Annotated in this window: 21 protein-coding genes; 9 read left to right on the forward strand and 12 right to left on the reverse strand. The window is 54.3% G+C overall.

Features of this window, described 5'->3' with window-relative positions; all coding sequences use genetic code 11:
• Both BUB13_RS10430 and BUB13_RS19270 read right to left on the reverse strand, forming a co-directional pair.
• Positions 1–231, reverse strand: a 231-nt coding sequence (locus BUB13_RS10430) for a transposase (RefSeq protein WP_139249351.1), incomplete at its 3' end; no start/stop codon positions are given.
• A 217-nt stretch (positions 232–448) separates the two neighbouring features.
• Positions 449–2587, reverse strand: coding sequence for a HAMP domain-containing methyl-accepting chemotaxis protein (locus BUB13_RS19270; RefSeq protein WP_244151862.1), 2139 nt, complete (start codon positions 2585–2587; stop codon positions 449–451).
• 560 nt (positions 2588–3147) lie between these two features.
• Between BUB13_RS19270 and sucC the strand changes: the two genes are divergently transcribed.
• The 4 genes from sucC (at position 3148) to BUB13_RS10455 (ending at position 8245) form a co-directional block, all read left to right on the forward strand.
• A complete protein-coding gene (gene sucC / locus BUB13_RS10440) occupies positions 3148–4368 on the forward strand; it encodes an ADP-forming succinate--CoA ligase subunit beta (protein WP_072908688.1) in 1221 nt (406 codons plus the stop codon).
• Positions 4369–4372: 4 nt separating this feature from the next.
• Positions 4373–5251, forward strand: coding sequence for a succinate--CoA ligase subunit alpha (gene sucD / locus BUB13_RS10445; protein ID WP_072908690.1), 879 nt, complete (start codon positions 4373–4375; stop codon positions 5249–5251).
• 405 nt (positions 5252–5656) lie between these two features.
• Positions 5657–7630, forward strand: a complete 1974-nt coding sequence (locus BUB13_RS10450) for a choice-of-anchor F family protein (RefSeq protein WP_072908692.1) — start codon at positions 5657–5659, stop codon at positions 7628–7630.
• Positions 7631–7771: 141 nt separating this feature from the next.
• A complete protein-coding gene (locus BUB13_RS10455; protein ID WP_244151863.1) occupies positions 7772–8245 on the forward strand; it encodes an HAD family hydrolase in 474 nt (157 codons plus the stop codon).
• Between the two features lie 5 nt (positions 8246–8250).
• On the opposite strand, the gene BUB13_RS10460 is transcribed toward BUB13_RS10455, so the two are convergent.
• Genes BUB13_RS10460 through BUB13_RS10480 form a run of 4 tightly spaced genes read right to left on the reverse strand, consistent with a single transcriptional unit; the run spans position 8251 to position 12555 of the window.
• Positions 8251–9555 carry an L-cysteine desulfidase family protein gene (locus BUB13_RS10460; protein WP_072908696.1) on the reverse strand — a complete coding sequence of 435 codons (1305 nt, stop codon included), beginning with the start codon at positions 9553–9555 and terminating at the stop codon, positions 8251–8253.
• Positions 9556–9565: 10 nt separating this feature from the next.
• Positions 9566–11101 (reverse strand): PilT/PilU family type 4a pilus ATPase, encoded by a 1536-nt coding sequence (locus BUB13_RS10465; protein ID WP_084092003.1) that lies wholly within the window; start codon positions 11099–11101, stop codon positions 9566–9568.
• An 18-nt stretch (positions 11102–11119) separates the two neighbouring features.
• Entirely contained in the window at positions 11120–11659 is a 540-nt protein-coding gene (locus BUB13_RS10475; protein WP_072908698.1) for a hypothetical protein, read from the reverse strand.
• A gap of 20 nt (positions 11660–11679) precedes the next feature.
• Positions 11680–12555 carry an aminotransferase class IV gene (locus BUB13_RS10480; RefSeq protein WP_072908700.1) on the reverse strand — a complete coding sequence of 292 codons (876 nt, stop codon included), beginning with the start codon at positions 12553–12555 and terminating at the stop codon, positions 11680–11682.
• A 233-nt stretch (positions 12556–12788) separates the two neighbouring features.
• Here BUB13_RS10480 and cobO point away from each other — a divergent pair, with 233 nt between their 5' ends.
• Positions 12789–13358, forward strand: a complete 570-nt coding sequence (gene cobO / locus BUB13_RS10485) for a cob(I)yrinic acid a,c-diamide adenosyltransferase (protein WP_072908702.1) — start codon at positions 12789–12791, stop codon at positions 13356–13358.
• Positions 13359–13373: 15 nt separating this feature from the next.
• On the opposite strand, the gene BUB13_RS10490 is transcribed toward cobO, so the two are convergent.
• Complete coding sequence (locus BUB13_RS10490) at positions 13374–14741, reverse strand: diguanylate cyclase (RefSeq protein WP_161947644.1); 1368 nt, start codon at positions 14739–14741, stop codon at positions 13374–13376.
• A gap of 308 nt (positions 14742–15049) precedes the next feature.
• Here BUB13_RS10490 and BUB13_RS10495 point away from each other — a divergent pair, with 308 nt between their 5' ends.
• Positions 15050–15634, forward strand: a complete 585-nt coding sequence (locus BUB13_RS10495; protein WP_072908706.1) for a flavodoxin family protein — start codon at positions 15050–15052, stop codon at positions 15632–15634.
• Positions 15635–15646: 12 nt separating this feature from the next.
• Here the strand turns inward: BUB13_RS10495 and BUB13_RS10500 are convergent, their stop codons facing one another.
• The 5 genes from BUB13_RS10500 to nadA form a co-directional block, all read right to left on the reverse strand.
• The gene (locus BUB13_RS10500; protein ID WP_072908708.1) at positions 15647–16255 is read right to left on the reverse strand and encodes a TetR/AcrR family transcriptional regulator; all 609 of its coding nucleotides are present in this window, start codon (positions 16253–16255) and stop codon (positions 15647–15649) included.
• Between the two features lie 109 nt (positions 16256–16364).
• A complete protein-coding gene (locus BUB13_RS10505) occupies positions 16365–17303 on the reverse strand; it encodes a SurA N-terminal domain-containing protein (protein WP_072908710.1) in 939 nt (312 codons plus the stop codon).
• A 34-nt stretch (positions 17304–17337) separates the two neighbouring features.
• Positions 17338–18294: a peptidylprolyl isomerase gene (locus BUB13_RS10510; RefSeq protein ID WP_072908712.1), complete on the reverse strand. Its 957-nt coding sequence runs from the start codon at positions 18292–18294 to the stop codon at positions 17338–17340.
• A 49-nt stretch (positions 18295–18343) separates the two neighbouring features.
• Complete coding sequence (gene mfd / locus BUB13_RS10515) at positions 18344–21841, reverse strand: transcription-repair coupling factor (protein WP_072908714.1); 3498 nt, start codon at positions 21839–21841, stop codon at positions 18344–18346.
• Between the two features lie 77 nt (positions 21842–21918).
• Complete coding sequence (nadA, locus tag BUB13_RS10520; RefSeq protein ID WP_072908715.1) at positions 21919–22836, reverse strand: quinolinate synthase NadA; 918 nt, start codon at positions 22834–22836, stop codon at positions 21919–21921.
• 193 nt (positions 22837–23029) lie between these two features.
• On the opposite strand from nadA, the gene tatB reads away from it, so the two are divergent.
• From tatB to rsgA, 3 genes are all read left to right on the forward strand, one after another.
• Positions 23030–23440 carry a Sec-independent protein translocase protein TatB gene (gene tatB, locus BUB13_RS10525; RefSeq protein ID WP_072908716.1) on the forward strand — a complete coding sequence of 137 codons (411 nt, stop codon included), beginning with the start codon at positions 23030–23032 and terminating at the stop codon, positions 23438–23440.
• Positions 23433–24215, forward strand: coding sequence for a twin-arginine translocase subunit TatC (tatC, locus tag BUB13_RS10530; RefSeq protein WP_072908717.1), 783 nt, complete (start codon positions 23433–23435; stop codon positions 24213–24215). Before tatB ends, tatC begins: the two co-directional genes overlap by 8 nt.
• Before the next feature lie 93 nt (positions 24216–24308).
• Positions 24309–25313, forward strand: coding sequence for a ribosome small subunit-dependent GTPase A (rsgA, locus tag BUB13_RS10535; protein ID WP_072908718.1), 1005 nt, complete (start codon positions 24309–24311; stop codon positions 25311–25313).
• Positions 25314–25328 lie beyond the last annotated feature (15 nt).

Consider the following 25328-nt stretch of genomic DNA (forward strand, 5'->3'; position numbering starts at 1 on the left):
CAAAGGTTTTCTGGTTCCATGAAAGATCGTTCCCGCAGTCACTGAGTGATGATGTTCGCAATGCCTGCAGAGATAAAGTCCTCTGGAACTCATCCAGTATTTATCGTGGCCGCAGCGGGTGCATTTAAATCCATCCGGCCAGCGAAGTTGAAGGAGATAGTCGAGACAGGCTTCTTCAGAATGGAACCTGCGGTCAAATTCAACTTCATTGTTTGGAAAATCTTCTATCATGGCTGGCCTCCTCTTTAAGATGAGACCAGTTTGTACCCACTACGTGACAGCTAATGTCTCAACTGGAGCGAAGTGGATAACCAGATAACTTAATACCAGATTCAAATAAAGAGGGCGCTTCGAAGTTGTTTCGAAGCGCCCTCTTTTATCTGTCTTTAAAAAACGGCAAGAAGCGATCAGCCTTTTGCTGACAGACCTTCTCTTATAAAGCTAGCTATTAAACATTCCTGCCAACTGAAAAGTCTTGCTCCTGATGACCGTTTGCTGGTGCAGGCAATGCAGCTTGCGAAATCTGTGGCTTCATCAGGCGACGGCCGGCACCAGTTTCTGTATCGGTTTTGAAGAAGGTGATCGTATCCTGCAGCTGTTCCGCCTGGCTGGACAGCTCCTCGGAGGTCGAGGCCATTTCCTCAGATGCCGAAGCATTCTGCTGGATAACCTGGTCGAGCTGCATGATCGCTTTGTTGACCTGCTCGGCACCGGTATCCTGCTCTCTGCTGGCAGCGGATATCTCCTGCACCAGTTCAGCGGTACGCTGAATATCAGGCACCATCTTGGCCAGCATTTCCCCCGCTTGTTCAGCCACTTCGACACTACTGCTGGACAGCTCGCTGATTTCGGCGGCTGCATTCTGGCTCCGTTCGGCCAGCTTGCGCACCTCGGCAGCAACCACTGCGAAGCCTTTGCCATGCTCACCAGCACGGGCTGCTTCGATGGCAGCGTTGAGCGCCAGCAGGTTGGTCTGGCGGGCAATCTCTTCGATGATCGAGATCTTGTCAGCAATATCTTTCATAGCGCCAACGGTCTGGGCCACAGATTCGCCTCCAGCCTGAGCATCTTCGGCGCTCTTGACAGCAATCTTTTCAGTCTGCATGGCATTATCGGCATTCTGGCGGATGTTGGCGGCCATCTGCTCCATTGAGCTGGAGGCCTCTTCTGCTGCTGCGGCCTGTTCAGTGGCTCCTTGACTCATCTCTTCCGAACTGGCGGAAAGCTGTTGGCTGCCAGCAGCCACTTGATCTGTTGCCAGCTTGACGTTTTCAACAACATCACGCAGATGGATCACCATGCTCTTCATAGAAGCGAGCAGCTGGCCAGTTTCATCTTTGCGCTCAACATCGATCTGTATCCTCAGGTCGCCAGAAGCAAGCTGATCACTGACTCGAACTGCTTCAGCAAGCGGTTTGGTCAAGCTACGGGAGATGACAAAACCAAGCAGCCCACCAATAGCCAGAGAACACCCGGATACAGTCAGCAGCCAGAAAGTGGCACTGATGCTTGCCTTTGAACCATTAACTTTAGCTATCGCCATCTCGCCTGCCGCCAACTCTTCAGCTTGCGCCAGCAAACCAGCGGCATTTTCACCGGCAAGGTCGAGACGCTCCATGGTCTCAGCTGCTTCAGCACTCTGGGCAATCAGACTGCGGCGGGCAACCATCAGATTTTCTGCAGCTTTTTCAAAGTCTCCATGATTTTCTGCCAGTTCCTCAACCATTTCACGGATCGCTGGATTGCCGGTCGCAATCACCTTGACATCACCGACCTGTCCACCCTGCAACACAGCAGCAGCCATCTCATCAAACTCTGCCAGCAGTTTTTTATATTCCTGCTCCAACTGGTCCAGTTCAGCCAGATCTGTGCCTTGGGCATACTCTTCAATGATAATCCGGGTCTGGGCAATGATGTACTTCATCTCCATCGCCATATCGACCAGGGGCATTTCTTCGTTCAAAATCTTCTGCCCGGCATAATTGACATTTTCGCTTTTGATTTTCCGTTGAACTTCGTCTGAAATTGCAATTTCGACATTTTCAGCATCGGCCGTGATCTCATCAACAACTGCTTCCAAGGCTTCCATGGCGGCAGCTTCAACCGCCTTGGTTTCAAGCAGTTTCCGTCCATCGGAAATCAACTCAGCGGCAGTTGCATCATACTTCTTGTCATGCAAGTCCGCCGCTTCGCGAATATAGTTAGCTAACTGCTCATTATCGGTTTTAATAACCTCGATATCCCCCATTTTGCCACCATTGAGAATCGCCTCAACTCCTTGGTCCAACTGCCGATTAGCGGTATGGTAACGATCTATAATTTCATTCAAGACCGTTTCATCAGCAGTAGCCATCACTGCAGTCGCTCCCAGATATTCCTCCATAGAGATCATTGCTTCGAGTAGTGAAATCTTCATCTCCATCGAAGCATCAACCAGTGGCGCTTCCTCGTCACTAATGACAAACATGGAGTTGCCTACAGCCTTAAGGCCTGAATAGCCCACTCCACTTGCAGCCATGATCAGCAGCAACATACTGCCAAAGCCGATTGCCAATTTGGTTCTGATTTTTAAATCTTTCCAAACCATTCTCTACCCCTTTCGACAGGACACATGACCAGTAGTTCCACAACAAACCCGACATCAAAACTTGTTTATTTACAAAACACCAAATCCTACAGAATAAGTAAATTTTAGAAAATTAATCACAAAGTCCAGAGGTTTTTAGAAATTTCTAAGAAAGCTGACAATTCAACTTCCTTATCAGCCTCTGAAACTTTTTACAGAACAGCGTTCAATCAATCTCTCTAAACTGCCAATGCCATTAAATCGCTTCTTTTACAAAGGGTTATATGCTTTGAATATCCGGTAAACTTTTCTCTTTTTTGATTTTTTTCTCCTGCCACCTTGATGTGAAAACTCTCTGCGCTATAGTTGCCACAACATCGTTCCAACATTCATCCGACCACCCAACTGGTAAGGCCACTTGACAAGCAAGCCAAGAGTCATGTATACGCTCAAAAGCACAGTGATTTACCGGATTCAAAAAGCCGGCATGCAAGCCGGTCATTTTATTGTTGTCTACTGAAAAAGTAATTTCAGTATTTGTCCAACAACGACTAAAACAGACCAGAAAAGAAAGGTGAGTCATGGATTTACATGAGTTTCAGGCGAAAGGGTTGCTGAGAAGTTACGGCGTACCGGTTCCTGACGGTGGGGTTGCCTCCACGGCCAGCGACGCCTTGCGCGTTGCCAAGGAATTAAAGGGCGATGCCTGGGTCATCAAGGCACAGGTACATGCAGGTGGTCGCGGCAAGGCGGGTGGCGTTAAAGTCGTCAACACCTTCAGCGATGTCTACGATGTTTCCTCGCACATGCTGGGGATGAAGATCGTCACCAAGCAGACCGGTCCAGATGGCAAAATCGTCCGCCGCACCCTGATTGAAAAGGCCACCGACATCAAGCAGGAGATTTATCTGAGTTTTCTGGTCGACCGTGACTCCGAACAACACATGATCATCGTCAGCTCCGAAGGCGGCATGGACATCGAAGAGGTTGCCGAGAACAACCCGAGCGCTATCGTCACCGAGCGGATCAACCCGGTCACCGGCATGGGCCTGTTTCTCGGGCGCAAGATCGCCAAAAAGATCGGCCTTGATTCCAGCCTGCTGAACAAGTTCGCCGACGTCGCCCACAAGCTGTACAACGTCTTCGCCGACCACGACGGCATGATGCTGGAGATCAACCCGCTGGTGGTCACCGGCGACGGCGACATCGTCTGTCTCGACGCCAAGATGAACGTCGATGAAAACGCCCTCTACCGCCACCCTAAAATCGAAGAGATGAAGGACTACGGCGAACTGGAGCCACAAGAAGTTCGCGCATCGATCTTCGACCTGTCCTACGTCAGCATGGACGGCAACATCGGCTGCATGGTCAACGGCGCCGGCCTGGCGATGGCGACCATGGACATCATCAAGTCCTACGGCGGTGACCCGGCCAACTTCCTCGATGTTGGCGGCGGCGCCGACGTCAACAAGGTGCGCGAGGCCTTCAAGATCATCCTCACCGACCCCAAAGTTAAAGTTATCTTCGTCAACATCTTCGGCGGCATTGTCCGCTGCGACCTGATCGCCCAAGGCGTCCTCAATGGTTCTGACGAAGTTCCGAGCGACCGCAGCATCGTCGTCCGCCTCGACGGCACCAACGTCGAAGAAGGGCGCAAGATCCTCGAGGAAGGCGCAGCCAAGACCGGCCTGACCATCGTCACCGCGGACACCATGGCCGATGCGGCGCAGAAAGCGGTCGAGCTTGCTGCAGGAGAAGAAAAACCGGCAAAAAAGAAAACCTCTGCCAAGGCGAAGGAGTAGATCGATGAGTATTCTTGTAAACAACAGAACAAAAGTCGTCGTGCAGGGGCTGTCCGGTTCGCAGGGCAAATTTCACGCTCAGAAGATGAAGGAATACGGCACCAACATTGTCGCCGGTGTCGTTCCCGGCCGTGGCGGCAGTGACGTCGATGGCACCCCGGTCTTCGATACCGTCGAGGAAGCGATTCGTGCAACCGGCGCCAACGCCTCCATCGTCTACGTGCCGCCAGCTTACGCCGCTGATGCGGTGATGGAATCGGTCGACGCCAACCTCGATCTCTGCGTCTGCATCACCGAGGGGATCCCGGTCAAGGACATGATCAAGGTCAAGCGACTGATGAAGACCAGCTCCTCGAAAACCATGCTGATTGGCCCCAACTGCCCCGGCGTCATCACCCCGGGAGAATGTAAAATGGGTATCATGCCAGGCGAGATTCACACCCCCGGTACCGTCGGCATCGTTTCCAAATCAGGCACCCTGACCTATGAGGCGGTCAAACAGGTCAGCGCCTTCGGCTTCGGCCAGTCGACCTGCGTCGGCATCGGCGGTGACCCGATCATCGGACTGAAATACATCGACCTGCTGGAGATGTACCAGTTCGACGCTCAGACCGAGTGCGTGGTGCTGATCGGCGAGATCGGCGGTCAGGCCGAGGTCAAGGCGGGCGAGTGGATCAAGCAGAACTTCAACAAACCGGTGGTCGCATTCATCGCCGGTCAAACCGCTCCGAAAGGCAAGCGGATGGGCCACGCCGGCGCCATCATTTCTGGCGGTGACGATACCGCTGCCGCCAAAATGAAAGCACTGGAAGAGTGCGGGGTTCATGTTGTCCAATCACCAGCTGATATCGGTAAAAAAGTTGCCGAGGTGCTGGGCAAGTAAGCAAGTAAAAACTGCTGTAAAAAAAGAGGTCGGTGCAATTGCACCGACCTTTTTTTACCATCATGTACCAATCCTCCTGCTACGTTCATATCCAATCGTGCGGCTCAGAGACATTTCATCCGCACCTTTATCCAGCCACTTGTCCGTAGCTCATTAATTAGCCAGCCCCTTGCTTTTAACCAAGAGTTTACCCTAATATACGTAAAAATGAATAAGTTGGAAACGGGACACCTCTTGCACTTATTTTGTGAGCGCAAGCCGTCCTGCAAACCAGGAAATGCAGAGGAGGCTCAAATGAAAAGTCGCGGAAACTTTCACAGGCCTTACAATTTGCTTCGGCATAGCCTTGAAAGTGACAATTCGTAAGCAAAATGGTTCTATCACGACCTTTTAAGGAGCTTAGTAATGAAATTGAAAACCGCTGCAATACTTTTTGCCACAGTTTTTCTAGCGGCCACTGCGCACGCTGGAAAGATCACCTCCATACCGACCCCGGCAACCGGCGCCGCCGGATTTGGTGGCTGGAACCTTGATAATGTTGCCATTAACGTAAATGGTACTGGCAGCTATTATGATGAAGCTACTGGCGCTTATTTCTTTTCCCCTGATTCTGATCTCACCTACGCAGGGCATGTTGATGATGGAGACATCAATAACCCGGTGCTGATGGGTTACACCCTGGCAAAAGACTGGCCGGTCGGTGAACCAGCCGGGATCAAGATTATCAATGATGACGCCGGAGTCAAAGCGCCAAAACCGAGCAACTGCATCATAGCAACCTCATACCGTGCCGAGCACTTTCTCGACTCTGATGATCCGGAGCAGGTCATCTGCAGCAGCCCCTTCCAGAGTCACAAGCGTTACAAACTGGCCATGCTGCCGGCATCGGTGGACGGAGTCGGTTCGGAAAGCATCGACCTGGTGTTCAACGTCGAAGCAGAAGCCGGCTCACGTGAGTATCAGGTTTTTCAGAAAATCAATAACTGGACCGATCAGCGCCTCGAAGGTTTTACCATTGAAGTCGGTTTTGGCGTCGGTGCAGATTTTCAGTCGGTTGATCCCGCTAACCTGGCAAACCTGAATATTTCAGTTCCATCAGACATCTGGAGCGACGGCCAGCTGGCGAATTTTTCTGCCGGTCTTTTCGGCCCTCTCGACAAGCACACCGGAAGCATCGGCTTTTTTGACCCTGTCCAACGGGCCGGTTTTTACATCGATGAATATGTTGTCGGAGAGCAACCGCTGACCTCGACCCTGCACGCGACCAGAACCCTGGGCAGTGATTATGCGGAAGTCCCGGCTGGTGCAGCGATTGCAAACCAGTTCGGCCCCTGGTTACCGAACACCATGCTGCCATACGGAATTTTCTTTGACGATGACGGCAACCCGGAGACCGATGCCGAGCTGCTTGCCTGGTACGGTTATAACCCGGCCACCGAAGCTTTGGGCTGGATGGGCGGCTCGCAGGACAGCGACGGTCCTTTTGCAGCGATCAGCGACACAGAAATCGAAGCAATGGGAGCGAACCTCTCATACACCATGGGTGAGATTGACGACCTGGTCAACGTTGGCCTCAACTACGTCGTCACAATCGGCGATGTGACAACTTTCCCCGGCAACACCTTTACCATCCGCATCACCCCGACCGCTGACACTTCTGGCATCGGTGCCCCGACTTATGTTGGCGAGGAACCTAGCCCGCTGTTGCTGTTCACCAGCTCGGATGCACAGGTTCTTCTCGATCCGAAAGACAGCTTCATTGTTGGTGGCCTGCTGACCGCACGGGTCGGTGATGCCGATCTCAACCTGGATCCGCTGGTGGCCGAAGACGTCGAGGTCACTATCTCAACAGATACGGGACTGTCAGCAACTTTGACTCTGCTCGAGCAGGGTGAAAACCGTGGTGTGTTTGCCGCCACCCTGCCGGAAGAGTTCAGTGCTGTGCCGGCAGGAACAGTCGTCACCATGAGTTATGATGATGTTTCTGAGGAGGTAACGAAAACCTCTTCCAGTGTCGCCCAGGACATGGATACGCCAATTTTATCTGATGTCAATTTTACCGAGTTCACTGTCGTTGATACCATTACCGATGGCAGAACGAGGGCGATAACAGTGGCTTTCAAAAATGATAAAGATGCCGAAGAGGCGGCAACTGGGACCTTGAAGGTAACAGGTTCCGATGGCAGCGAGTTTACTTCCGAATTTGTTGATCTTGCCCCGAACAAAAAGGTAAAAACAAAATTCAGATGGACTGCTGATTTGGATCAGGGCGCAATCGTCGATTGGACTGCCCAGCTTATTCTCACTGGCGGGATTGTTGTCGATGAAGCGTACGCGACAACGACCATTGAAGAAAAAATTCCAGGGAAAAACAGGTAAAAAGAACGAAACATCACTTTTGGAAACAGGCAAACGAAAGGACCGGTGCAGGCATGCCCGGTCCTTTCTTCGTAACAGGCAGCAGACGATTGCGGACAACGACGAGAATCGGTTATTTTGTTTCCATCCAGAAAGGCGGTCATGATGCTGAAAATAGAGATTCCGGGGTGGGGTGAATTGCGTTGTGAGCACCTGGTGCTCGATTACAACGGTACTATTGCAATTGACGGCAAACTGCTGCCGGGCGTACAAGAGCGCTTGCAGCAACTGGCAGAGCAGGTCAAGATTCACGTCATCACCGCGGACACCTTCGGTAACGTAGCGAAAGAGGTCGCAGAGATTCCCTGCAAACTGGCAATCATCGCGCAGCAAAAACAGGACGAGGCAAAGCAGAAATATTGCCGGGAATTGGGTCGCGAAACAGTGGTCGCCATCGGCAACGGCCGCAACGATCAACTCCTGCTAAAAACTGCAGAGCTGGGGATCGCCATCATGCAGGAGGAAGGAGCCGCAGGCCGCGCAATCTTCGCAGCCGACCTGCTGATCCCCGATATCCTTGCCGCCTTCGATCTGCTGCTAAAGCCGCAACGTCTGATCGCGACCTTGCGCAACTGAAACAGCTACTTTTCTGCCGGGAACGGACTGTTATCTCCCAGCATGATGCGGATAATCTCTTTATCGGTTTCCCGCATCCCGTCACGGCCCAGCCGGCCGATATTCCTGAGAGTGTTCTCCACGCCCTTGGTAACGATTCCGTCACCACCGTAGTACTGCTGGCCCCGCTTGTACATCTCGTAGCCGAGGATACCAGCATCGACCGATGCGGCGATTTTTCCCGCGCAGGACGGCTTGGCACCGTCACAGATGATTCCGGAAACAGTCGCCAGGGCGTTGACCAGGGTGTGAGCGATCTCTTCGAAACGGCCTCCATGCAGCCAGGCAATACCACAACCGGCACTGCAACCAGCGCTGACCGCGCCACAGTAGGCCGACAGCCGGCCGATACCGGTCTTCTGGTGAATGGTGATCAGATTGGAAACAATCAGCGCACGCAACAGAGTGTCGTCATCACTCCCCAGCTCGCGGGCATAAACCACCACCGGAACCGAGGCAGCGATACCCTGGTTGCCGCTACCGGATACAATCACCACCGGCAGATCACAGCCACTCATACGTGCATCCGAGCCCGCAGCTGCCAGCGCCCGGGCGCGGATCTTAACGTCATCGCCCCAGGTATCGAGCAGCACCGAACCGATATTGGCGCCCCAGTCCCCCCCGAGTCCCTCTTCGGCGATCGCCATATTGTAATCGATCTGACACTGCAGCAATTCTCGCAATTTTGCCAGGTCGACGGTTTCGGCAAAATCGATAATACTCTGAACATTCAGCAACGAGCGGTCAGTCAGGCTGTTTGTCGCCATCTCGTCGCAATCCTGATTTTCATAGACAACCGTGTCGTTTTTGAGCATCAGAACGATATTGGTGTGGTAGTGGGAAATCTGCACCAGCGCCCTGTTCTGGCCAGCATAGAGACTGATCACCAGATCGAATACCAGGCCGCTGTTCGACTCGACCACCTCGATATCTTTTTCGTCCAGGAAAGCTTTGATCTGTGCATGCTGTGCTTCTTTGACGTCAGCCAGCACTTCCAGCACCCGGTCTGCCTTGCCGGCGACAATACCAGCAGCGGCCGAAGCACGCAGGCCACGCAGGCCGCCGGTGTTCGGCACCACCACGCTTTTAACGTTTTTGACGATATTGTTACTCGCCTCGATCACCACCCGCTCCGGCTCGTCCTCCAACAAATCCCGCGCCCGCGCCGCGGCATAGGCGATAGCGATCGGTTCGGTGCAGCCCATCGCCGGGACCAGTTCTTCGTGCAGGATATCGATGTAGGCCTGATAACAGGGGTCGGTGTACAGCATGACCTCTCTCCTATTTCAACATGTCAAGAAACTGTTTTTGATCGAGACAGACATGACGCGCCATTTCCCTCTCGACTTTTCGCTCAGCAACCAGGTGCGCCAGGTTACTGTCAAGGGAGACAAACTCCTCGGCGTTCACCAGCAGGTTGCGGATCTGGTGATCTTTTCCCTCGCGGATCAGGTTGGCGACACGGTGGCTGTTCGCCAGTTTTTCGAACGCCGGGATCCGCGCATCGGAGTTACGTGCTTTTAGCAACCGCTGGTGAAATGACAGCAGCAGGTTGTCGGCAAGCTGCACACGAATTTGCTGTTGCTGTTCAGACTTAAACACATCGACGATCCGGTTGATCGCCATCACGCTGTTGTTGGCGTGCAAACTGCTGATCACCAGGTGACCGGTATCGGCCGCTTCCAGCGCGATAGCGATTGATTCGCGGTCACGCATCTCGCCGATCATGATGACATCCGGAGCTTCGCGGTAAATGTGCCGCAGCCCTTCATTGAAAGAGGAGGTGTCGATGCCGATCTCGCGCTGGTTGACGTTACTGCTCTTGTGCTGGTGGAGGTACTCAATCGGATCTTCGATGGTAATGATGTTGCGTTTGCTCTTGCTGTTGATGACATCGATCATCGCCGCCATGGTGGTACTCTTACCGTGCCCGTTCGGCCCGGAGATGAGGATCAACCCCTGCGCTTTAAGGGCGTAATTTTCCAGCCAGTTCGGCAGGTTCAGCTGATCGAATGTTGGAATATCCTCGATGATATGACGGATGGCGATGGAAATGCTTGTCCGCTGGCGATAGATGTTCACGCGAAAGCGGCCGAGCCGATGGTCGGTCAGGGCAAAGTCGATATCCCGCTGCTCGGCAAACTCTTCCTTCTGCCGCCGGGTCATCAGATCGTTGGCATAAATTTCCATCTGTTCCGGGGTGAGCATCGGGGTATCGAAACGAACCAGTTCATGGTTCTCTTTCAGCGCCGGGTAAGTCCCGGCAACCAGCAGCAGGTCAGAGGCGTTCGACTTCGACAGGCGACGGCAGAGCTCCCAGATGCCCGGATATTTGGGGGCAGCGGACGCCTGCAGGCGAAACTTGGTTTCCGGAATTTCCCGACTGGCCAGTTCCTTGATCGCCATCAACAACTGATACGCGGGAACAACAATGGTTTTGATCGGACGACCGAGGATATGCGGCAGTTCATCGACGGCCGGTTTCTGACCGGGCGTCATCACCGCCAAAACCACCTGCTTATCGTAAAAAGCGACCGGCAGTACCTGGTACTTTTTCAGCTGATCGGTGCTCAACAGCTTCAGCGCTTTCGGGTCGAGGCGCAACTCCAGCAGGTTGGCGACCGGATGGCCAAGCTGTTTGCTCAGAGCCTTGACCAGGGTTTTGGCTTCAATCAGGTTCAACTCGACCAGTTTGGAACCGATCTGGCCACCGGTTTCCTCCTGTTTCTGCAGCGCCTTGTCCAACTGAACAGGGGTCAAGGCCCGCTCTTCCAGCAGGTATTCGCCCAGCTTCCGTCGCTTTTGCTCGTTACTCATGCTCACTCCAGAAAAAGGTTAAAAGAGCTCGATATCTGTCGGTTCATCACGGCCTTTTTCCTTCGCCAGTGCCAGCGCTTCCGCAACTGTTGCACCGTTGAGGATGGCATCGAACATGATCCGATCCTGCTCTATGGTGTACTTCGATTTGATCATCGCCTGCAGGCCATGCCACTCGTAAGGGTTGTAAAGTCGGGTCGGAGTTTCCACCAGCTTCCCCAGTTCGGCCAGGCTGTTACTGACATGAGCAAGTCGCTGGCTGAGCTTATCGTAAAACTGGAAAGCGATGATGGCGTTGTTGATCTTTTCCTTGGCTGGCTCCACGTTGGCCTGAATCGTCTGCTTTTCCGGGGTTTCCGGCAGATTATCAGCCGCCATGCCGATCGCCTGAATACCGCCGATCAGCGACGCAAAGGTTTCGGTCAAAGTGTCGACCGACTCATGCCCGTCCGACATGGTCTTTTCCAGCTGGGCAACAGCCAGGTTCAACATCGATACGGTCTCCCGGACCTGGCTCCAGTCGAGATCCGGCTTCTTCCCTTCAAACCCGTCCACCATCATGTCTCCTTTCCTTCCACTCAGCGCAGAGGCTCACTCTTTTGCTCCATATCGAGATGCAGTTCTTTGCGTAACTGGTAGGCGATGCGACCGACCTGCCCCTGGTTGATGATGAAATCATCGACCTTGATCACCGGCATAACTTCCAGCGACGTCGAGGTGATAAACACTTCGTCGGAAAACTTCAGATCCTGCAGCTTGAATTCACCTGCGATCACCCGCAGGTTCAGCTTCTCTTCGCAGAGACGGATAATTGTCGCACGCGTCACGCCTTCCAACAGACCGGTCGAGGCATCAGGAGTAAAAATCCACTTATCCTTCACCCAGAAAATGTTCGAGGAAGCGCCCTCGCAGATATGCTCCTTGTTGTTGAGCATGATCACCTCAAAAGCACCAGCCGCTTTCGCTTCCAGCTTGCCGAGCAGGCTGTTGAGGTTGCTGATCGATTTGATTTTCGGGTTGATCGCTTCCGGCGCGTTACGCCGCGTCTGCGCCACCCGCAGCTCAATCCCCTGTTGATAGTATTCGGCCGCAAACCCCTGAAACTCTCGCCCCATCACCAGGCAGGTGAGGTCGTTGCTGATGTTGCGCTGAAAACCGATTTCCCCGCGGCCGCGGGTAATGGTAATACGGTAGTAGGCATTCTCCAGCTGGTTCCGCTGGCGCAGCTCCAGCAGAATATCTTCCAACTCCTGCTGGCTGTAAGGGATGGCATAATTCAACGCCTCGGCTGATTGCAGCAGCCGGGCGTAGTGCTGATCGAACTGGTAAAGACGGTCACCGATGGAGCGAAAGCTCTCGAAAATCCCGTCGCCGTACAAAAGGCCCTGATCGAAAACTGAGATCTGGGCCCGGTCGCCGGGGACAAACTCACCATTAAGATAGACATCGTTCATGCACAGCACCTTGAGCCAACCGGCCAAACCTTATGAAAGATTAATCATAGCGCAACAACATTATTGGCGAAAGCCCATACTCGGTTTTCCAGCAAACAAAATCGATTTAATTGCCACCTGAAGTGGTGAATACGATATGGTTGCGAAACCTCCACAGGCTTTCTCACTTTGACAAAACTCGATGGCACTTGGCAAAAGAGAAAATCATTACAGCAACAGGGTCACAGGAAAAAATGAACACACGAAAAATCAAAGCCGGTAACCGCAGCCAACAGGCAACAGAAGAGCGGGGCGTCGTCATTTTGCTGACCGGTAACGGCAAAGGCAAATCGAGTTCGGCCTTCGGCATGGCAATGCGCTGTCTCGGTTATGGCTTGAAAGTCGGTATCGTCCAGTTCATCAAAGGCAAGCAGCTGTCGGGCGAAGAGATCTTCATCCGCGAAAAACATCCTGAGGTCTTTTTTCACCAGATGGCGACCGGCTTCACCTGGGAGAGCGAGGACCGCGAAGCCGATATCGCTGCCGCTGAAGAGGCTTGGGCGCAGGCAGTCAAACTGCTGCAGGATTCCAGCTATCACCTTGTCATTCTCGACGAACTGACCTACATGCTTTCATACAAGTATCTCGATGAAGAGACCATCCTCAAAGCTTTGCGTGAGCGCCCAGAGCAGCAGAGTGTTGTCATCACCGGACGCGGTGGTGGAGAAGCATTGCGTGAATTCGCTGATACGGTCTCTGAAATTCAAGACATCAAGCATGCCTTCCGGGCCGGGGTTAAAGCACGCAAAGGAGTCGATTTCTGATTGGCGAGGGCGGTCCTAAACTGAACTATGGACATTCATTTTGCCTCTTGGCATGTGCGGGAATTTAGAGCAATCTCTGTCCGCCAGGGTGTACCTGTAGCGACCTTCAGCTTTTGACACGTACAATGCGTTGTCGGCACGACAGAAAAAGCGGTCTGCATCTTCATCGGCCTGCATCAGGGCTAACCCCAAACTCGCCGTCAGGTTGAGTTCATACGGATAGTCAACCGACACCATTTCCTCCAGTAACCGTTTTGCATATTCGACCAATTCCGCCTCATCCATCTGTGGCGCCATGATGATAAACTCTTCACCACCATAGCGGCCGACGAAATCTGACTTGCGGCAGGCCCGCCGCAAAAAGTCCGCGAAGCATTTCAGCGCTTCATCTCCGACACTATGCCCGTACTTATCATTCACATTTTTGAAGTAATCCAGGTCGAGTAGAATCAACGCCAATGATTCCCCCTGCCGTTTCGCCAAAGCCATCGACCTTATAATTTCACGGTCAAACTGGAGACGGTTCCACAGGCCGGTCAAGGTGTCGATACTCGACAAACGGGCCAGCTCATCGTTCTTTTGCAAAAGCAGTCGGTCCTGGCAATCCTTTGTCCGCAACATGCGCCAGAAGAAAATAAAAACAGTTGTGAAAATGATAAGGTTCAAGCCACCGACAAGGGCAAAAACCTGCCAGCCCTTTTGCCTGTATGGCGTCAAATCCAAAGCAATGGACATGATTCCCGAGAGTTCACCGACGTTGCGCTGAAAACCGTGAGTGCGCCCGTAGCGATCGGTCAACGCCTTTGGTGCATCTGCCGGGTCTCCATGACATTTCAAACACTCCTGCTTGAATCGCCCGAGTGGCAACGCATAAAAAAGGTGCTCCCGACCGGAGATGTACCGCACTTCGCTGAGCTCGGAACAGCCATCCGGCTGAACACAATCCCGCTGATCAAAAAAGTCAAATAGGGCCAGTTCATCATCTGTGGCCTGATTTATTAGATTCAAAGGGGACTTCGAAGAATAACGGAAAATAAAATCAGGAAAGGTCTCGTTGTGTAGCTGGCTGAAGATATTGAGTGTTTCACGCGAGACAAAAGAGCGTGACATCATTTCAGGAGAAAAATAATCTGCGGCGAGAATATCCTGCTCCTGCAAACGATAGGCCTCTGGCCGCAAAACCGTTTCTACATAACCACGAATCGCCTGCTGAATGTGTAAGACGTTGGTGACTGTTTCCTGCGCCTTGCCCATGACCTCACGTTGGATGGTGACATAAAACAGCACCTGCAAGGAAATCATTGCAACAGCTAGCGTAACCGCCGCCAAAAGTAGCACCCGTTTATTTTTCGGCAGCATGGATTTAATGGATGAAGCTAGCATCTTACTCCTGCCACAGCCTGGGGGCATGAGTGGATAATAAACAACAGCGTTAAGCTAGCAGCTGCAAAAGAGGCCAAAATCAAGCACTGCATTTTACCATTCAAAATAACGAGATCTTGGCCTTCAGAATTCACACTATTTCATGTTGATTTATAGCCTTTTCCGCCGCCTTGGTCAATAAATTATTAAAAAACACCAACTACGGTTAGGGAAGGTTTTCAGAAGGAGCAAAAGGGACTCTTGCGTCACAGCAAAAGGCAGTCGATAATCTACAGTTAAAAATCACCTTTTTTCTTTCCGGGGGACCGATGAAAATTATCTGCTTATTTGCCAGTCCGCGCAAACAAGGCAACAGTACGAAACTGGCAAAACACTTTCTCGATCATGCAATCGCTGCCGGAGCGACAGTCGAAAGCTATTACCTAAACGACATGCAGATGCGCGGCTGCCAGGCCTGCGACGCCTGCAAAAAATCAAAGGACTACTGCGTTGTCGGGGATGACCTGCAGCCTGTGCTGAAATCGGTCGAGACTGCCGATCTGCTGGTGTTCGCAACGCCGGTCTACTACGGCGATGTCAGCGCTCAGCTTAAACCATTTATCGACCGCTGCTACAGCTTCCTCAAGCCGGGTTACATCGCCCTCGACCAACCAAACCGGCTGCTGCGACCGATCCCGTTGCTGTTCATTCTCGCCCAAGGGCATCGCGACGAGAATGCCTTCGCCGACATCATTCCCCGCTACCAAGAAATCTTCGGTTGGACCGGCTTTGCCGATGTTATCCCGATGCGGGTGATCGATGTCTACCATTTAGGTGATGCGGAAAAGAAAAAACCTGACGTGTTTGCACAACTGGAGCAGATGGCGAAAGAGATGGTGAACAGGCAGATGTGACGAGAACGGGACCTACTCCGGTAGCAGGAACATCTCCTGCAGCATCTGCAGAGAAGGGGCTTGGTAGGCTTCACCGAGGGTCACCTTATTCATCGCCAACCCTTTGATGACAGTCCAGAACAGAATCGCCATCTCGCGCGGAGGAAAGTTTTTCACGCAGCCCTGCTGCTGACCTTCAGCAAAGATTTTTTCCACCACCATGTAAGAAATCTGGCTGCGCGACTGCAGCACCTGCTTTATTTCCTCCGGTATAGCCGCAGAAATACTCGCCTGAGCCACCAGTAACACGTAGAGGCTGAACTCTTCGTTGCTCTCGATCTCGTCCAGTAAACCCTGAAGCGCCGCAGAAACTTTCTGCCGGGCAGGCATCTCCATGGCCGCGAGCTCCAGAGCTCCACGATTCATCTGCTTGAATGCAATCGCAATAAGTTCGGCAAAAAGATCTTCCTTCGACTTAAAATAGTGATAAGTCAAGCCTTGGGAAATCGATGCCAGCTGCGCAATGTCACTGATTTTTGCAGCTTTCAAGCCCTTGTTGGAGAAAACCTGCAAGCCGCATGAAAGGATCTGAGCGCGGCGTTTATCGAGGATGGCTTTGTTCTGTTCGGCAGTTCTCGGCATCTCGTCCCTCGTGAATTGAATCTTAGTTCAATCTACTGATTGACAAGCAGAAGTCAAGTTGCAGATGTAAAAAAGCCCGCCTTACGGAGAGAAAGGCGGGCTGAAAAATTTAAATACGGATATCGATATAACCGTTCTCGCGCAATTCCGCTGCCCATTCTTTGAAACGGGCTTCCGTCTTCTGCTGATGCAGAAGCTGCTCGATCTCAGCTTTCACCCGGTCATCCATCCCGCTATCACCGGAGTCACGCTCTGTGATCAGGAAAAGGTGCAGCTGGTTGTTCATCTCAACCGGTTCACTCACCTGGCCAACCTCCAGCCCGCCAAGCGCTTCACGCAACACGGCTGCCAGGTCATCCTCGACCAGATAGCCCATGTCGCCGCCAAACGCCGCATCACCCTGAGCTGCCAGCACCTGATCAAACGCCTTGCCCTTTTGCAGCTGTTTGCGGGTCACAACGACCTGCTCGCGCAGCTCTGCCACCGCCTCTTCATCTGCGGGTAATTCAAAACTCAAGCTGCTGACACGTACCTTCGGTTTGCTGCGATACTCGTCAATGTGCTCCATATAATAGTCACGCACTTCGCCGCTGGTCACTTCAACTTTGTAGTTGACTTCACGGCTGAGCAGCTTATAACGCAGAATCTCTTTTTTCAGCTGCTCACGGTAGGCTGCAAATGTTATCCCCTGGGCTTCAACAGCCTGCTTGAGCTGATCAGCAGTCAGATTGTTCTTCAGCCGGACATCCTCGACCGCAGCGTTCAACTCCGGGTCAGGTACATTCAGGCCAAGCTCCTTGATCCGTTGCTCGACCAGCTTTTCATTGATCAGGTTTTCCAGGACACTGGTTTTTAACTGATCGAACTCTTTACTGGTCAGCTGGTTCCCCTTGGCGTTTTTGGCCAGGGCATCGATCACCGCCTTATCCAGCTGATAGGTGGTGATAATATCGTTGTTGACCACAGCTGCCACTTTCGTCAGGGTCTTGGCCGCCAGCGGTTGCACCAGCAAAGCCAGCAGCAGAAGCAGAAAGAAAAATCTTTTCATCAGTGTCGATCCTTGTTGCATCTATGGTTTCAGTTTATTGATCTTGCTTATCCGGTTCTTTTAACAGCTCCCAGTCGACCGAGATCTGGGTTTTCTCGCGCAGTTCTTCAAGCCATTGGTGAAACGCCAGTTCCTCACGCTGCTGCGAAAGGTTGGCCATAATCTCGTGCTTTATCGCGGCGTAAGGCCGCACTCCAGCCGGGCGACGCCGTTCAACCAGGAACAGGTGGATACCGTAAGGACTTTCAACCGGGTCGCTCAACTGGCCAGCACCAAGCCGGAATAAAGCCCGGTCAAACTCCGGCGGCAGCTCCCCTTTCGAGAAGTAGCCGAGGTTACCACCATTTTCGCGATCAGGCGAGAGGGAATATTCCTTCGCCAGCTCGGCAAAATCGCCCCCCCGCTTCAACAGTTTCAGCACCTCCTCGGCATCTTCCCGGTTCGCGAACAGCATCTGCCGTGCCCGCAATTCCTCTGGCCGACGGAACTCTTCTTTATTGGCCAGGTAATATTGCTCAGCCTCTTGCTCGCTCACCTGTGCCGCTTTAGTGAACAGGATATCGCTCAATTTCTGGGTGATCAAACGAAGCTTCAGGCCGCTTTTCCAGCTCTGCTCGTCTTGCCCGGCCTCGCGCAAAATCTGCCGGTACTCCTCGGCGCTGTAGGTACCACGCAGTTCCGCCATAGCAGTATCCAGCTCGTCGGGCGAGACCCGGATATCGAGTCGCTCGGCTTCCGCGAAGATCATCTCCTGTTCGACCAACCGGTTGACCAGTTCCAGTTTCAGCTGCACCTGCTCGGGATAGGGGAACTCTCCCAGCTTGGGGTAAACCTGCTGCAGCCTGCGCTCAAATTGCGACAGGCTGAGACTGCGGCTGCCAACCTGCAGCAGCGGCGCCTCCTTCTGCGGTTCCGGTTGCTGCTGGTCGCAGGCGGTCAGAATCAGCAGAAAGAGGATTGAAAGTACAGATTTCAGCAGCAAGGACGGCACTTAAACACCTGTTGCAAAAGAGGAAATTCGGCTAGCAAAGCTAACACATTCAGAAAAACAGTTGCAATTCTTTTCGCACTGTCAACAACAGCTCCTGCTCCTTCAGTCGTCCCAGCTCGGCACTTAGCTTGAAATCTGCTCCCAGCCGGTACTTTTCCGGCTGTTCGGTCAAGAGTTTGCGGATCAGATCGGGCGAGACCTTGGTCGATGCGTGGAAACTCAGGTGCAATCGGCGACCATCATATTCGAGCAGCTCAATCCGCAACTTTTTCAGCAGGATACGCAAGCGCATGGTACCGAGCAAGGCTTCGCCGGCGCTCGGCATTTCACCGTAACGATCGCGCAGTTCCTCGGAGATATCGAACAGCTCTTCGTCGCTTTCTGCCGCTGCCATGCGCTGATAGAACTGCAACCGCTGGTTCGGGTCGGGCAGGTATTTTTCGGCAAAAAAGGCGGACAGGCCCAGTCGGATTTCCGGGTCGACCTTCTCTTCATGCTCCAGCCCGCGCAGCTTGTTGATCGTCTCTTCCAGCAGTTCGGTATAAAGCTCGAAACCGATCGCCGCAATCGGCCCCGACTGCTTGGCACCAAGCAGATCTCCGGCACCGCGCAACTCCAGGTCGTGACTGGCGATGCGGAAACCGGCGCCCAGTTCGGTCAATTCCTGCAGCACTTTCAATCGCTCGCGGGCATCCTTGGTCAACGAGGCTTCACCCGGGATCAGCAGGTAGGCGTAGGCGCGCCGGTCGGAACGGCCGACCCGGCCACGCAGCTGGTAGAGCTGCGAGAGGCCGAAACAATCGGCGCGGTTGACAATAATGGTGTTGGCACGCGGGATATCGAGACCGTTTTCGACGATGGTGGTCGCCAGCAGCAGGTTCGATTTGCCCTCGATAAAATCGAGCATCACCTGCTCCAGCTCTTTTTCCGCCATCTGGCCGTGACCGACGGCGATACTCGCTTCCGGTACCAGCTCACGCAGCTGCTCAGCCATGGCGTCGATCGTCTGCACCCGGTTGTGGATGAAGTAAACCTGGCCGCCGCGGCGCAGTTCGCGCAGGATCGCCTGGCGCAGCAGTTCGTCATCGAAACGGGTGACGTAGGTGCGGATGGCCAGCCGGTCGACTGGAGCGGTATCGATCACCGACAGGTCGCGCATCCCGGCCATACTCATATGCAGTGTGCGGGGAATCGGCGTCGCCGTCAAGGTGAGGATATCGACTTCGGCGCGCAGCTGCTTAAGCTTCTCCTTGTGCGAAACACCGAAGCGCTGCTCCTCGTCGACAATCACCAGGCCCAGATCTTTGAAGCGCACATCGCGCTGCAGAATCCGATGGGTGCCGATCAGAATATCAACGTTGCCGGCAGCGGCGGCTTCGAGTGTTTTCTTGTTTTCTGCCGGAGTACGGAAACGGGAGACCATTTCCACCCGCACCGGAAAATCCTTCAGCCGCTGGCTGAAACTCTCCCAGTGCTGCCGCGCCAGCACCGTGGTCGGCACCAGCACCGCCACCTGCTTGCTGTCGAGGACCGCTTTGACCGCTGCCCGCAGGGCCACCTCGGTTTTACCGTAGCCTACATCGCCACAAACCAGCCGGTCCATCGGCTTGTCCGACTGCATGTCAGACAAGGTATCTTCGATGGCAGAGAGCTGATCATCCGTCTCCTCATGCGGGAAGGTCGCCTCGAACTCTTTGTAGAGCTTATCCGGCGCGGAATAGGCGAAGCCCTGGCGCAGTTCCCGTTTGGCGTAGAGTTCCAGCAGCTGGCGGGCCAGTTCTTCGACTGCGGCACGTGCCTTCAGCCGGGCCTTTTCCCAGCCCTGGCCGCCCATCTTGTCGAGCTTGGGCGCAGCCCCCTCCCCACCAAGGTACTTCTGTACCTTCTCGATCCGGTCGATCGGCAGGTAGAGCTTGTCGCCACCGGCGTAGAGCAGATGGAGGAAATCGCCTTCAACCGGGCCGGTCTGCAGATGCACCAGGCCGAGGTACTGGCCGATGCCGTGATCGGTGTGGACGATGTAGTCGTTCTCTTTGAGCTCGGCGAGACTGCTCATCAGCTTGCGCGCGCGCTGCTGACCGGTCTTTTTCTGCCGGTGACTGCGCTTGCCGAAGATCTCTTCCTCGGTAATGATCGCCAGCTTCTCTTCCGGCAGGCAGAAGCCGCTGGAGAGTTCGCCGACACAAAGCTGCGGGAAGCCGGCGTGCAGGTTGTTCAGTCGGATCGCCGGGTTGATGTTCAGTTCAACATCGTGCACCGCCAAAAGTTCACGCAGTCGCTGTGCCTGCGCCTGCTTGTGGCAGACCAGCAGGCAGCGCCACTCGTCCTCCTCGAACTGCTGCAGTTTGGCCGCCAGCGGTTCCAGTCCATCCTGCCCCTCGCTCATCTGTGCGCGCAGTTCGGCGTTGCCGGTACACTTGAAGTGGTAACGTTCACGCTCATCATCGAGCTGAAAGACCCGCAGCTGCGACAGTTCAACCCGGCCGGGTCCGGTCATGATCGGTTGTAGTTCACTCGGGTCGAGGAAAAGTTCTCTCCGTGCCGCGTGTGGTTGCTGCTGGTCGAGCATGCGTTGCTCGCCGTCACGCACCTCACGGTGCATAGAATCGATCTCCTGTTCGATGGCAGGTGGATCAAGCAACACCCAGCGCTCCTTTTCCAGGTAGCTGAACAGGGAGTCGAGGGCGGGATAGTTGAACGGCAGCAGGAAGTGCCGCCCCGGCGCGAGAAGACCTTCGCGCACCTCCTCCATGATGGCGTCCCGCTCGGTACGGGGGATCGACAGCTCATCGCAACGCTCTTTCAGCCGCTGCCCGAAGGTCTCAAGAAAGGGTCCATGCAGGATCATCTCTTTGGAAGGAATCAGTTTCAGCCGAGCGATGGTTTCACCTGCCGAACGCTGGGTGGCCGGGTCGAAAGTGCGCATTTTCTCGATCCAGTCACCAAAAAAATCGATCCGCACCGGCTGTTCTCTGTCTGCCGGAAACAGATCGACAATGTCACCGCGGACGGCAAAACTGCCCCGCTCTTCGACCAAGGGAACCGGTTGATAGCCGAGCTGCAACAAATTTTCCGTCAACTGCTCGCGCGGGTATTCCTGTTCCGACTCGTTTTCGGCTGTCAGCTCAAGCGCCACGTTAGCCAGTACCTGGCGTGGAATCAGCTTCTGCATCAGTGCCCGTACCGGCAGCACCAGCACCTTCAACTCACCGCGGGCAAGCGCTGCCAGGGTTGTCATCCGGATCGCTTCCAGCTCCGGATGCGGCGTCAGCGGGTCGTAGGGGGAAAGCTCCCAGTTCGGCAGCAGGGCAATCTCTGCTGGACGGTGGTGGTAGAACTGCAGGTCGGCAGCCAACTGCCGTGCCTGCGGCAGCTCGGCGGTCAGGATCACCAGCAGCCCGGCATGCTCCGGCAGCAAACGGGCCAGCAGGTAGGCGTCGCTCGAACCGTGCAACCCGAGCACTTCGCTGGTCTGCCGATGGCTGCAGAGGCCATCAACGAAGCTTTTGACGGTGGCGTGTTTTATGTCGTGAAATTCTGGTTCCATCTGCTCTTTTCAAAATAGTAAAGGGCGCGCAAAACGCACGCCCTTCAACATACTAACCCATTTTTACTGCACTGTGTTTAATCCCGCGGTACCGCCAGCATCCGATCGAGGCTCTGCTTCGCCTTTTCCCGTGTCGTTTCATCAACAGTAATCCGCGGTTCCAGCGTCTGCAGGCATTTGAGGATATCCTCCAGCGAGGTCAGCTTCATGTTCGGGCAGACCAAGCGCCGACTCGGCATGATGAATTCTTTCTCCGGGTTCTCTACCTTCAGCCGCCAGAGGATGCCATTTTCGGTGCCGACAATGAAGGTCTTTGCCGGGTTCGTCTTCGCGTACTCATACATGCCACTGGTCGAGCAGATGTGGTCGGCCATGTCCAGTATTTCCGGGGTACACTCCGGGTGGGCCATGAAGACGGCATCGGGATGCTCGGCCTTGGCCTGCCTGATTTCTTCGACCGAGAGCCGGTCGTGAGTCGGGCAGTAGCCTTCCCAGCAGATGCATTCTTTCTCCGGCACATGCTTGGCGATGAAACGGCCGAGGTTGCGGTCCGGCACCATCAACAGCTTTTTGGCCTCGAGCGAACGGGCCACGTTGATAGCGTTGGAGCTGGTGCAGCAGATATCGCTCTCCGCCTTGACCGCGGCGGTCGAGTTAACGTAGGTCACGACCACGCCATCCGGATGCTCGGCCTTGAACTGGCGCAGCTGCTCATCGGTGATCATGTCGGCCATCGGGCAGCCGGCGTCTTCTCGCGGCAGCAAAACGGTCTTTTCCGGTGCCAGAATGGCGGCGCTCTCAGCCATAAAATGGACACCGCAGAAGACGATCACATCCTTGTCGGTCTTGGCCGCTTCCATCGACAGCGCCAGCGAATCGCCGGTGACATCGGCAATTTCCTGGACTTCGTCGCGTTGATAGTTATGCGCCATCAGCAGGGCGTTGCGCTCGGCCGCCAGCTGCTTGATCTGTTGTTTCAATTGCTCTTGATCCATCACATCTATCCCACAATTTCAGGTGTATACAAAGCGAAGCACGAATACTAGACAAAACCCCTTGTTCTGTCAATCTTTTCCCCCACCGTGAGCGCTTGACAGTAACCGGGGAAGGGGCTATTCTCGCCGGGTTAAAGTGGCTGATTTTCACAGCCGGAAATAGCGCTTTTTGTGAGTGAGAGGATAGAAGTAGATGTTCGGAATCGGAATGACCGAAATGCTGTTGATCGGCGCACTGGCGTTGATCGTGCTGGGGCCGAAAAAGCTCCCCGATCTGGCCAGATCACTCGGTAAAGGATTTGCCGAGTTCAAGCGGGCGACCAACGAGTTTAAAAATACCATGGAAGTCGAAATCCGTGCTGAAGAAGTGCGTCAGACGCAGGAAAAGCTGCAGCAGGAAGGTAAGCTGAAACCTGAAGCTGAAGTTGCAGCCGAGCCGGAGTCTGCACCAGAGCCGGAAGGGAACGCTGAAGCGATTGCCGAAGCCAAGGCGGCCCAAGCACGCTATGCTGAAGAAGATGCCGAAATCGAGCGGCAGCTTGAAGAAGAAGTCCTGACCGCAGAGGCGCCACAGCCGAAACAGGAGCAGAAGCAGGATGTCTGATACCAACGGCGCCATGCCCCTCGGCACTCACCTGGAGGAACTGCGCAAGCGCTTGATGATCGCATCCGGCGCCTGGCTGGTTGCTTTCCTCGCGTGCTACAGTTACGCCGAGCTACTCTTTGAGCGGATCTCCGAGCCGGTCCGCAATGCCCTGCCGGAAGGCAGCTCACTGGTCTTTATCAACGCCACCGAGCCCTTCTTCACCCTGCTGAAGGTCGCCGCGCTGGCTGGCCTGGTGGTCGCGTTCCCGATCATCGTCTGGCAGCTCTGGGGTTTCATCTCCCCCGGCCTTTACGCCCACGAGAAAAAACTGGTCATTCCCTTCGTTTTTTTCAGCAGTCTCTGTTTCGGTGCCGGCACCTATTTCGGTTTCACCTTCGTCTTCCCGATGGTGTTTGCCTTTCTCGTCAAGTACGGTACCGAGATCGGCGGAATCAGCGCGATGCTGTCGATGGGCTCTTACCTGACCCTGGCCAGTCGCCTGCTGATCGCCTTCGGCCTGGTCTTCGAGCTGCCGATCGTTATCTTTTTCCTCGCCCGCATGGGTGTGGTTGATCACAAGTTCCTCGCCCGCAACCGCAAGTTCGCCCTGCTGCTGGCCTTCATCATGGGTGCGGTGCTGACCCCACCCGACCTGTTCTCGCAGACATCGATCGCGCTGCCGTTCATCATCCTCTACGAGGTTGGCATCATCGTCGCCCGCCTGTTCGGCAAAAAGAAGTCGGTTGAAGAAGACGAGGATACAGAAGAGGAAACGACTGAAGCTGCCGAATAGGCAAATTTGGAAGAAGAACAAAACTGAAAAGGCTGCCTTTTGGCGGCCTTTTTTATTGCGTCGCCGACAAGGATTTCTGTTAATCTTACCGCCATGAATTTACAGGATTGGGGCTGGAGCCCGTTTTTTGCAGACCAGTTTGACGCATGGCAGCGCCATGGCTACCTTCCGGCACGGGTGATACGTGGAGAGAAAAATTATTTCCGCGTCTGGACCGAAAAAGGCGAACTGACCGTCCGTTTCGCCGGTAAGATGCGCCATCGCGCCGGTGGCCGGGGTGACCTGCCTGTCGTCGGCGACTGGGTGGCAGTGGAGCCACAACCGGATGAGCGCGGACAGATTCATGCCCTGCTCGAAAGAAAAAGCTCCTTTGCCCGCAACCTTCCTGGACGGCGTAAAGGCAAAGGTGGTGGCCGAGTCGAACAGCAGGTGATCGCCGCAAATGTCGACCTGGTGTTGATCGTCTGTGGCCTCGACCGCGACTACAACCTGCGCCGCATCGAACGCTACCTGACACTGGTTGGCGGCAGCGGAGCCGAAGCGGTCGTCCTTCTGAACAAAGCCGACCTCTGTGATGATCCAGAAAAGTGCCTGGCGGAGGTCCGCGAGATCGCTGGAGATTCCCCCGTCCACTCCTGTATGGCGAAGCAACCTGAGCAACTTAATTTCCTTTTCGATTACCTACAGCCGGGACGCACCCTGGCGCTGCTCGGTTCCTCCGGGGTCGGTAAATCGACCATCCTCAACGGACTGCTCGGTGAAGAGCGACAGAAAATCGGCGAAGTCAGTGACGCTGTCGGTAAAGGCCGTCATACCACTACCCACCGTGAACTCTTCCTGCTGCCAGAAGGCGGCATCCTGATGGACAACCCCGGCATGCGCGAACTTCACCTGTGGGGTGAGGAGGAAGACCTGGCGGAATCTTTCACCGACATCGAAGAGTTGGCAACTGGCTGCAAATTCAGTGACTGCGCCCACAAAACTGAACCCGGCTGCACCGTTCGTGCCGCCGTAGATGACGGACGGCTCAGTGCTTCGCGACTGAAAAATTATCACAAACTGAAAGACGAGCTCGCCAATCTCCAGCGGCGCCGTTGACTTTATTAGCAAATG

Source organism: Malonomonas rubra DSM 5091 (assembly GCF_900142125.1).
GTDB lineage: Bacteria > Desulfobacterota > Desulfuromonadia > Desulfuromonadales > Geopsychrobacteraceae > Malonomonas > Malonomonas rubra.

Coding starts and splice junctions, on each gene's coding strand:
- BUB13_RS19270 (WP_244151862.1), bottom strand. CDS start 2,587: ATGGTTTGGAAAGATTTAAAAATCAGAACCAAATTGGCAATCGGCTTT.
- sucC (WP_072908688.1), top strand. CDS start 3,148: ATGGATTTACATGAGTTTCAGGCGAAAGGGTTGCTGAGAAGTTACGGC.
- sucD (WP_072908690.1), top strand. CDS start 4,373: ATGAGTATTCTTGTAAACAACAGAACAAAAGTCGTCGTGCAGGGGCTG.
- BUB13_RS10450 (WP_072908692.1), top strand. CDS start 5,657: ATGAAATTGAAAACCGCTGCAATACTTTTTGCCACAGTTTTTCTAGCG.
- BUB13_RS10455 (WP_244151863.1), top strand. CDS start 7,772: ATGATGCTGAAAATAGAGATTCCGGGGTGGGGTGAATTGCGTTGTGAG.
- BUB13_RS10460 (WP_072908696.1), bottom strand. CDS start 9,555: ATGCTGTACACCGACCCCTGTTATCAGGCCTACATCGATATCCTGCAC.
- BUB13_RS10465 (WP_084092003.1), bottom strand. CDS start 11,101: ATGAGTAACGAGCAAAAGCGACGGAAGCTGGGCGAATACCTGCTGGAA.
- BUB13_RS10475 (WP_072908698.1), bottom strand. CDS start 11,659: ATGGTGGACGGGTTTGAAGGGAAGAAGCCGGATCTCGACTGGAGCCAG.
- BUB13_RS10480 (WP_072908700.1), bottom strand. CDS start 12,555: ATGAACGATGTCTATCTTAATGGTGAGTTTGTCCCCGGCGACCGGGCC.
- cobO (WP_072908702.1), top strand. CDS start 12,789: ATGAACACACGAAAAATCAAAGCCGGTAACCGCAGCCAACAGGCAACA.
- BUB13_RS10490 (WP_161947644.1), bottom strand. CDS start 14,741: ATGCTAGCTTCATCCATTAAATCCATGCTGCCGAAAAATAAACGGGTG.
- BUB13_RS10495 (WP_072908706.1), top strand. CDS start 15,050: ATGAAAATTATCTGCTTATTTGCCAGTCCGCGCAAACAAGGCAACAGT.
- BUB13_RS10500 (WP_072908708.1), bottom strand. CDS start 16,255: ATGCCGAGAACTGCCGAACAGAACAAAGCCATCCTCGATAAACGCCGC.
- BUB13_RS10505 (WP_072908710.1), bottom strand. CDS start 17,303: ATGAAAAGATTTTTCTTTCTGCTTCTGCTGCTGGCTTTGCTGGTGCAA.
- mfd (WP_072908714.1), bottom strand. CDS start 21,841: ATGGAACCAGAATTTCACGACATAAAACACGCCACCGTCAAAAGCTTC.
- nadA (WP_072908715.1), bottom strand. CDS start 22,836: ATGGATCAAGAGCAATTGAAACAACAGATCAAGCAGCTGGCGGCCGAG.
- tatB (WP_072908716.1), top strand. CDS start 23,030: ATGTTCGGAATCGGAATGACCGAAATGCTGTTGATCGGCGCACTGGCG.
- tatC (WP_072908717.1), top strand. CDS start 23,433: ATGTCTGATACCAACGGCGCCATGCCCCTCGGCACTCACCTGGAGGAA.
- rsgA (WP_072908718.1), top strand. CDS start 24,309: ATGAATTTACAGGATTGGGGCTGGAGCCCGTTTTTTGCAGACCAGTTT.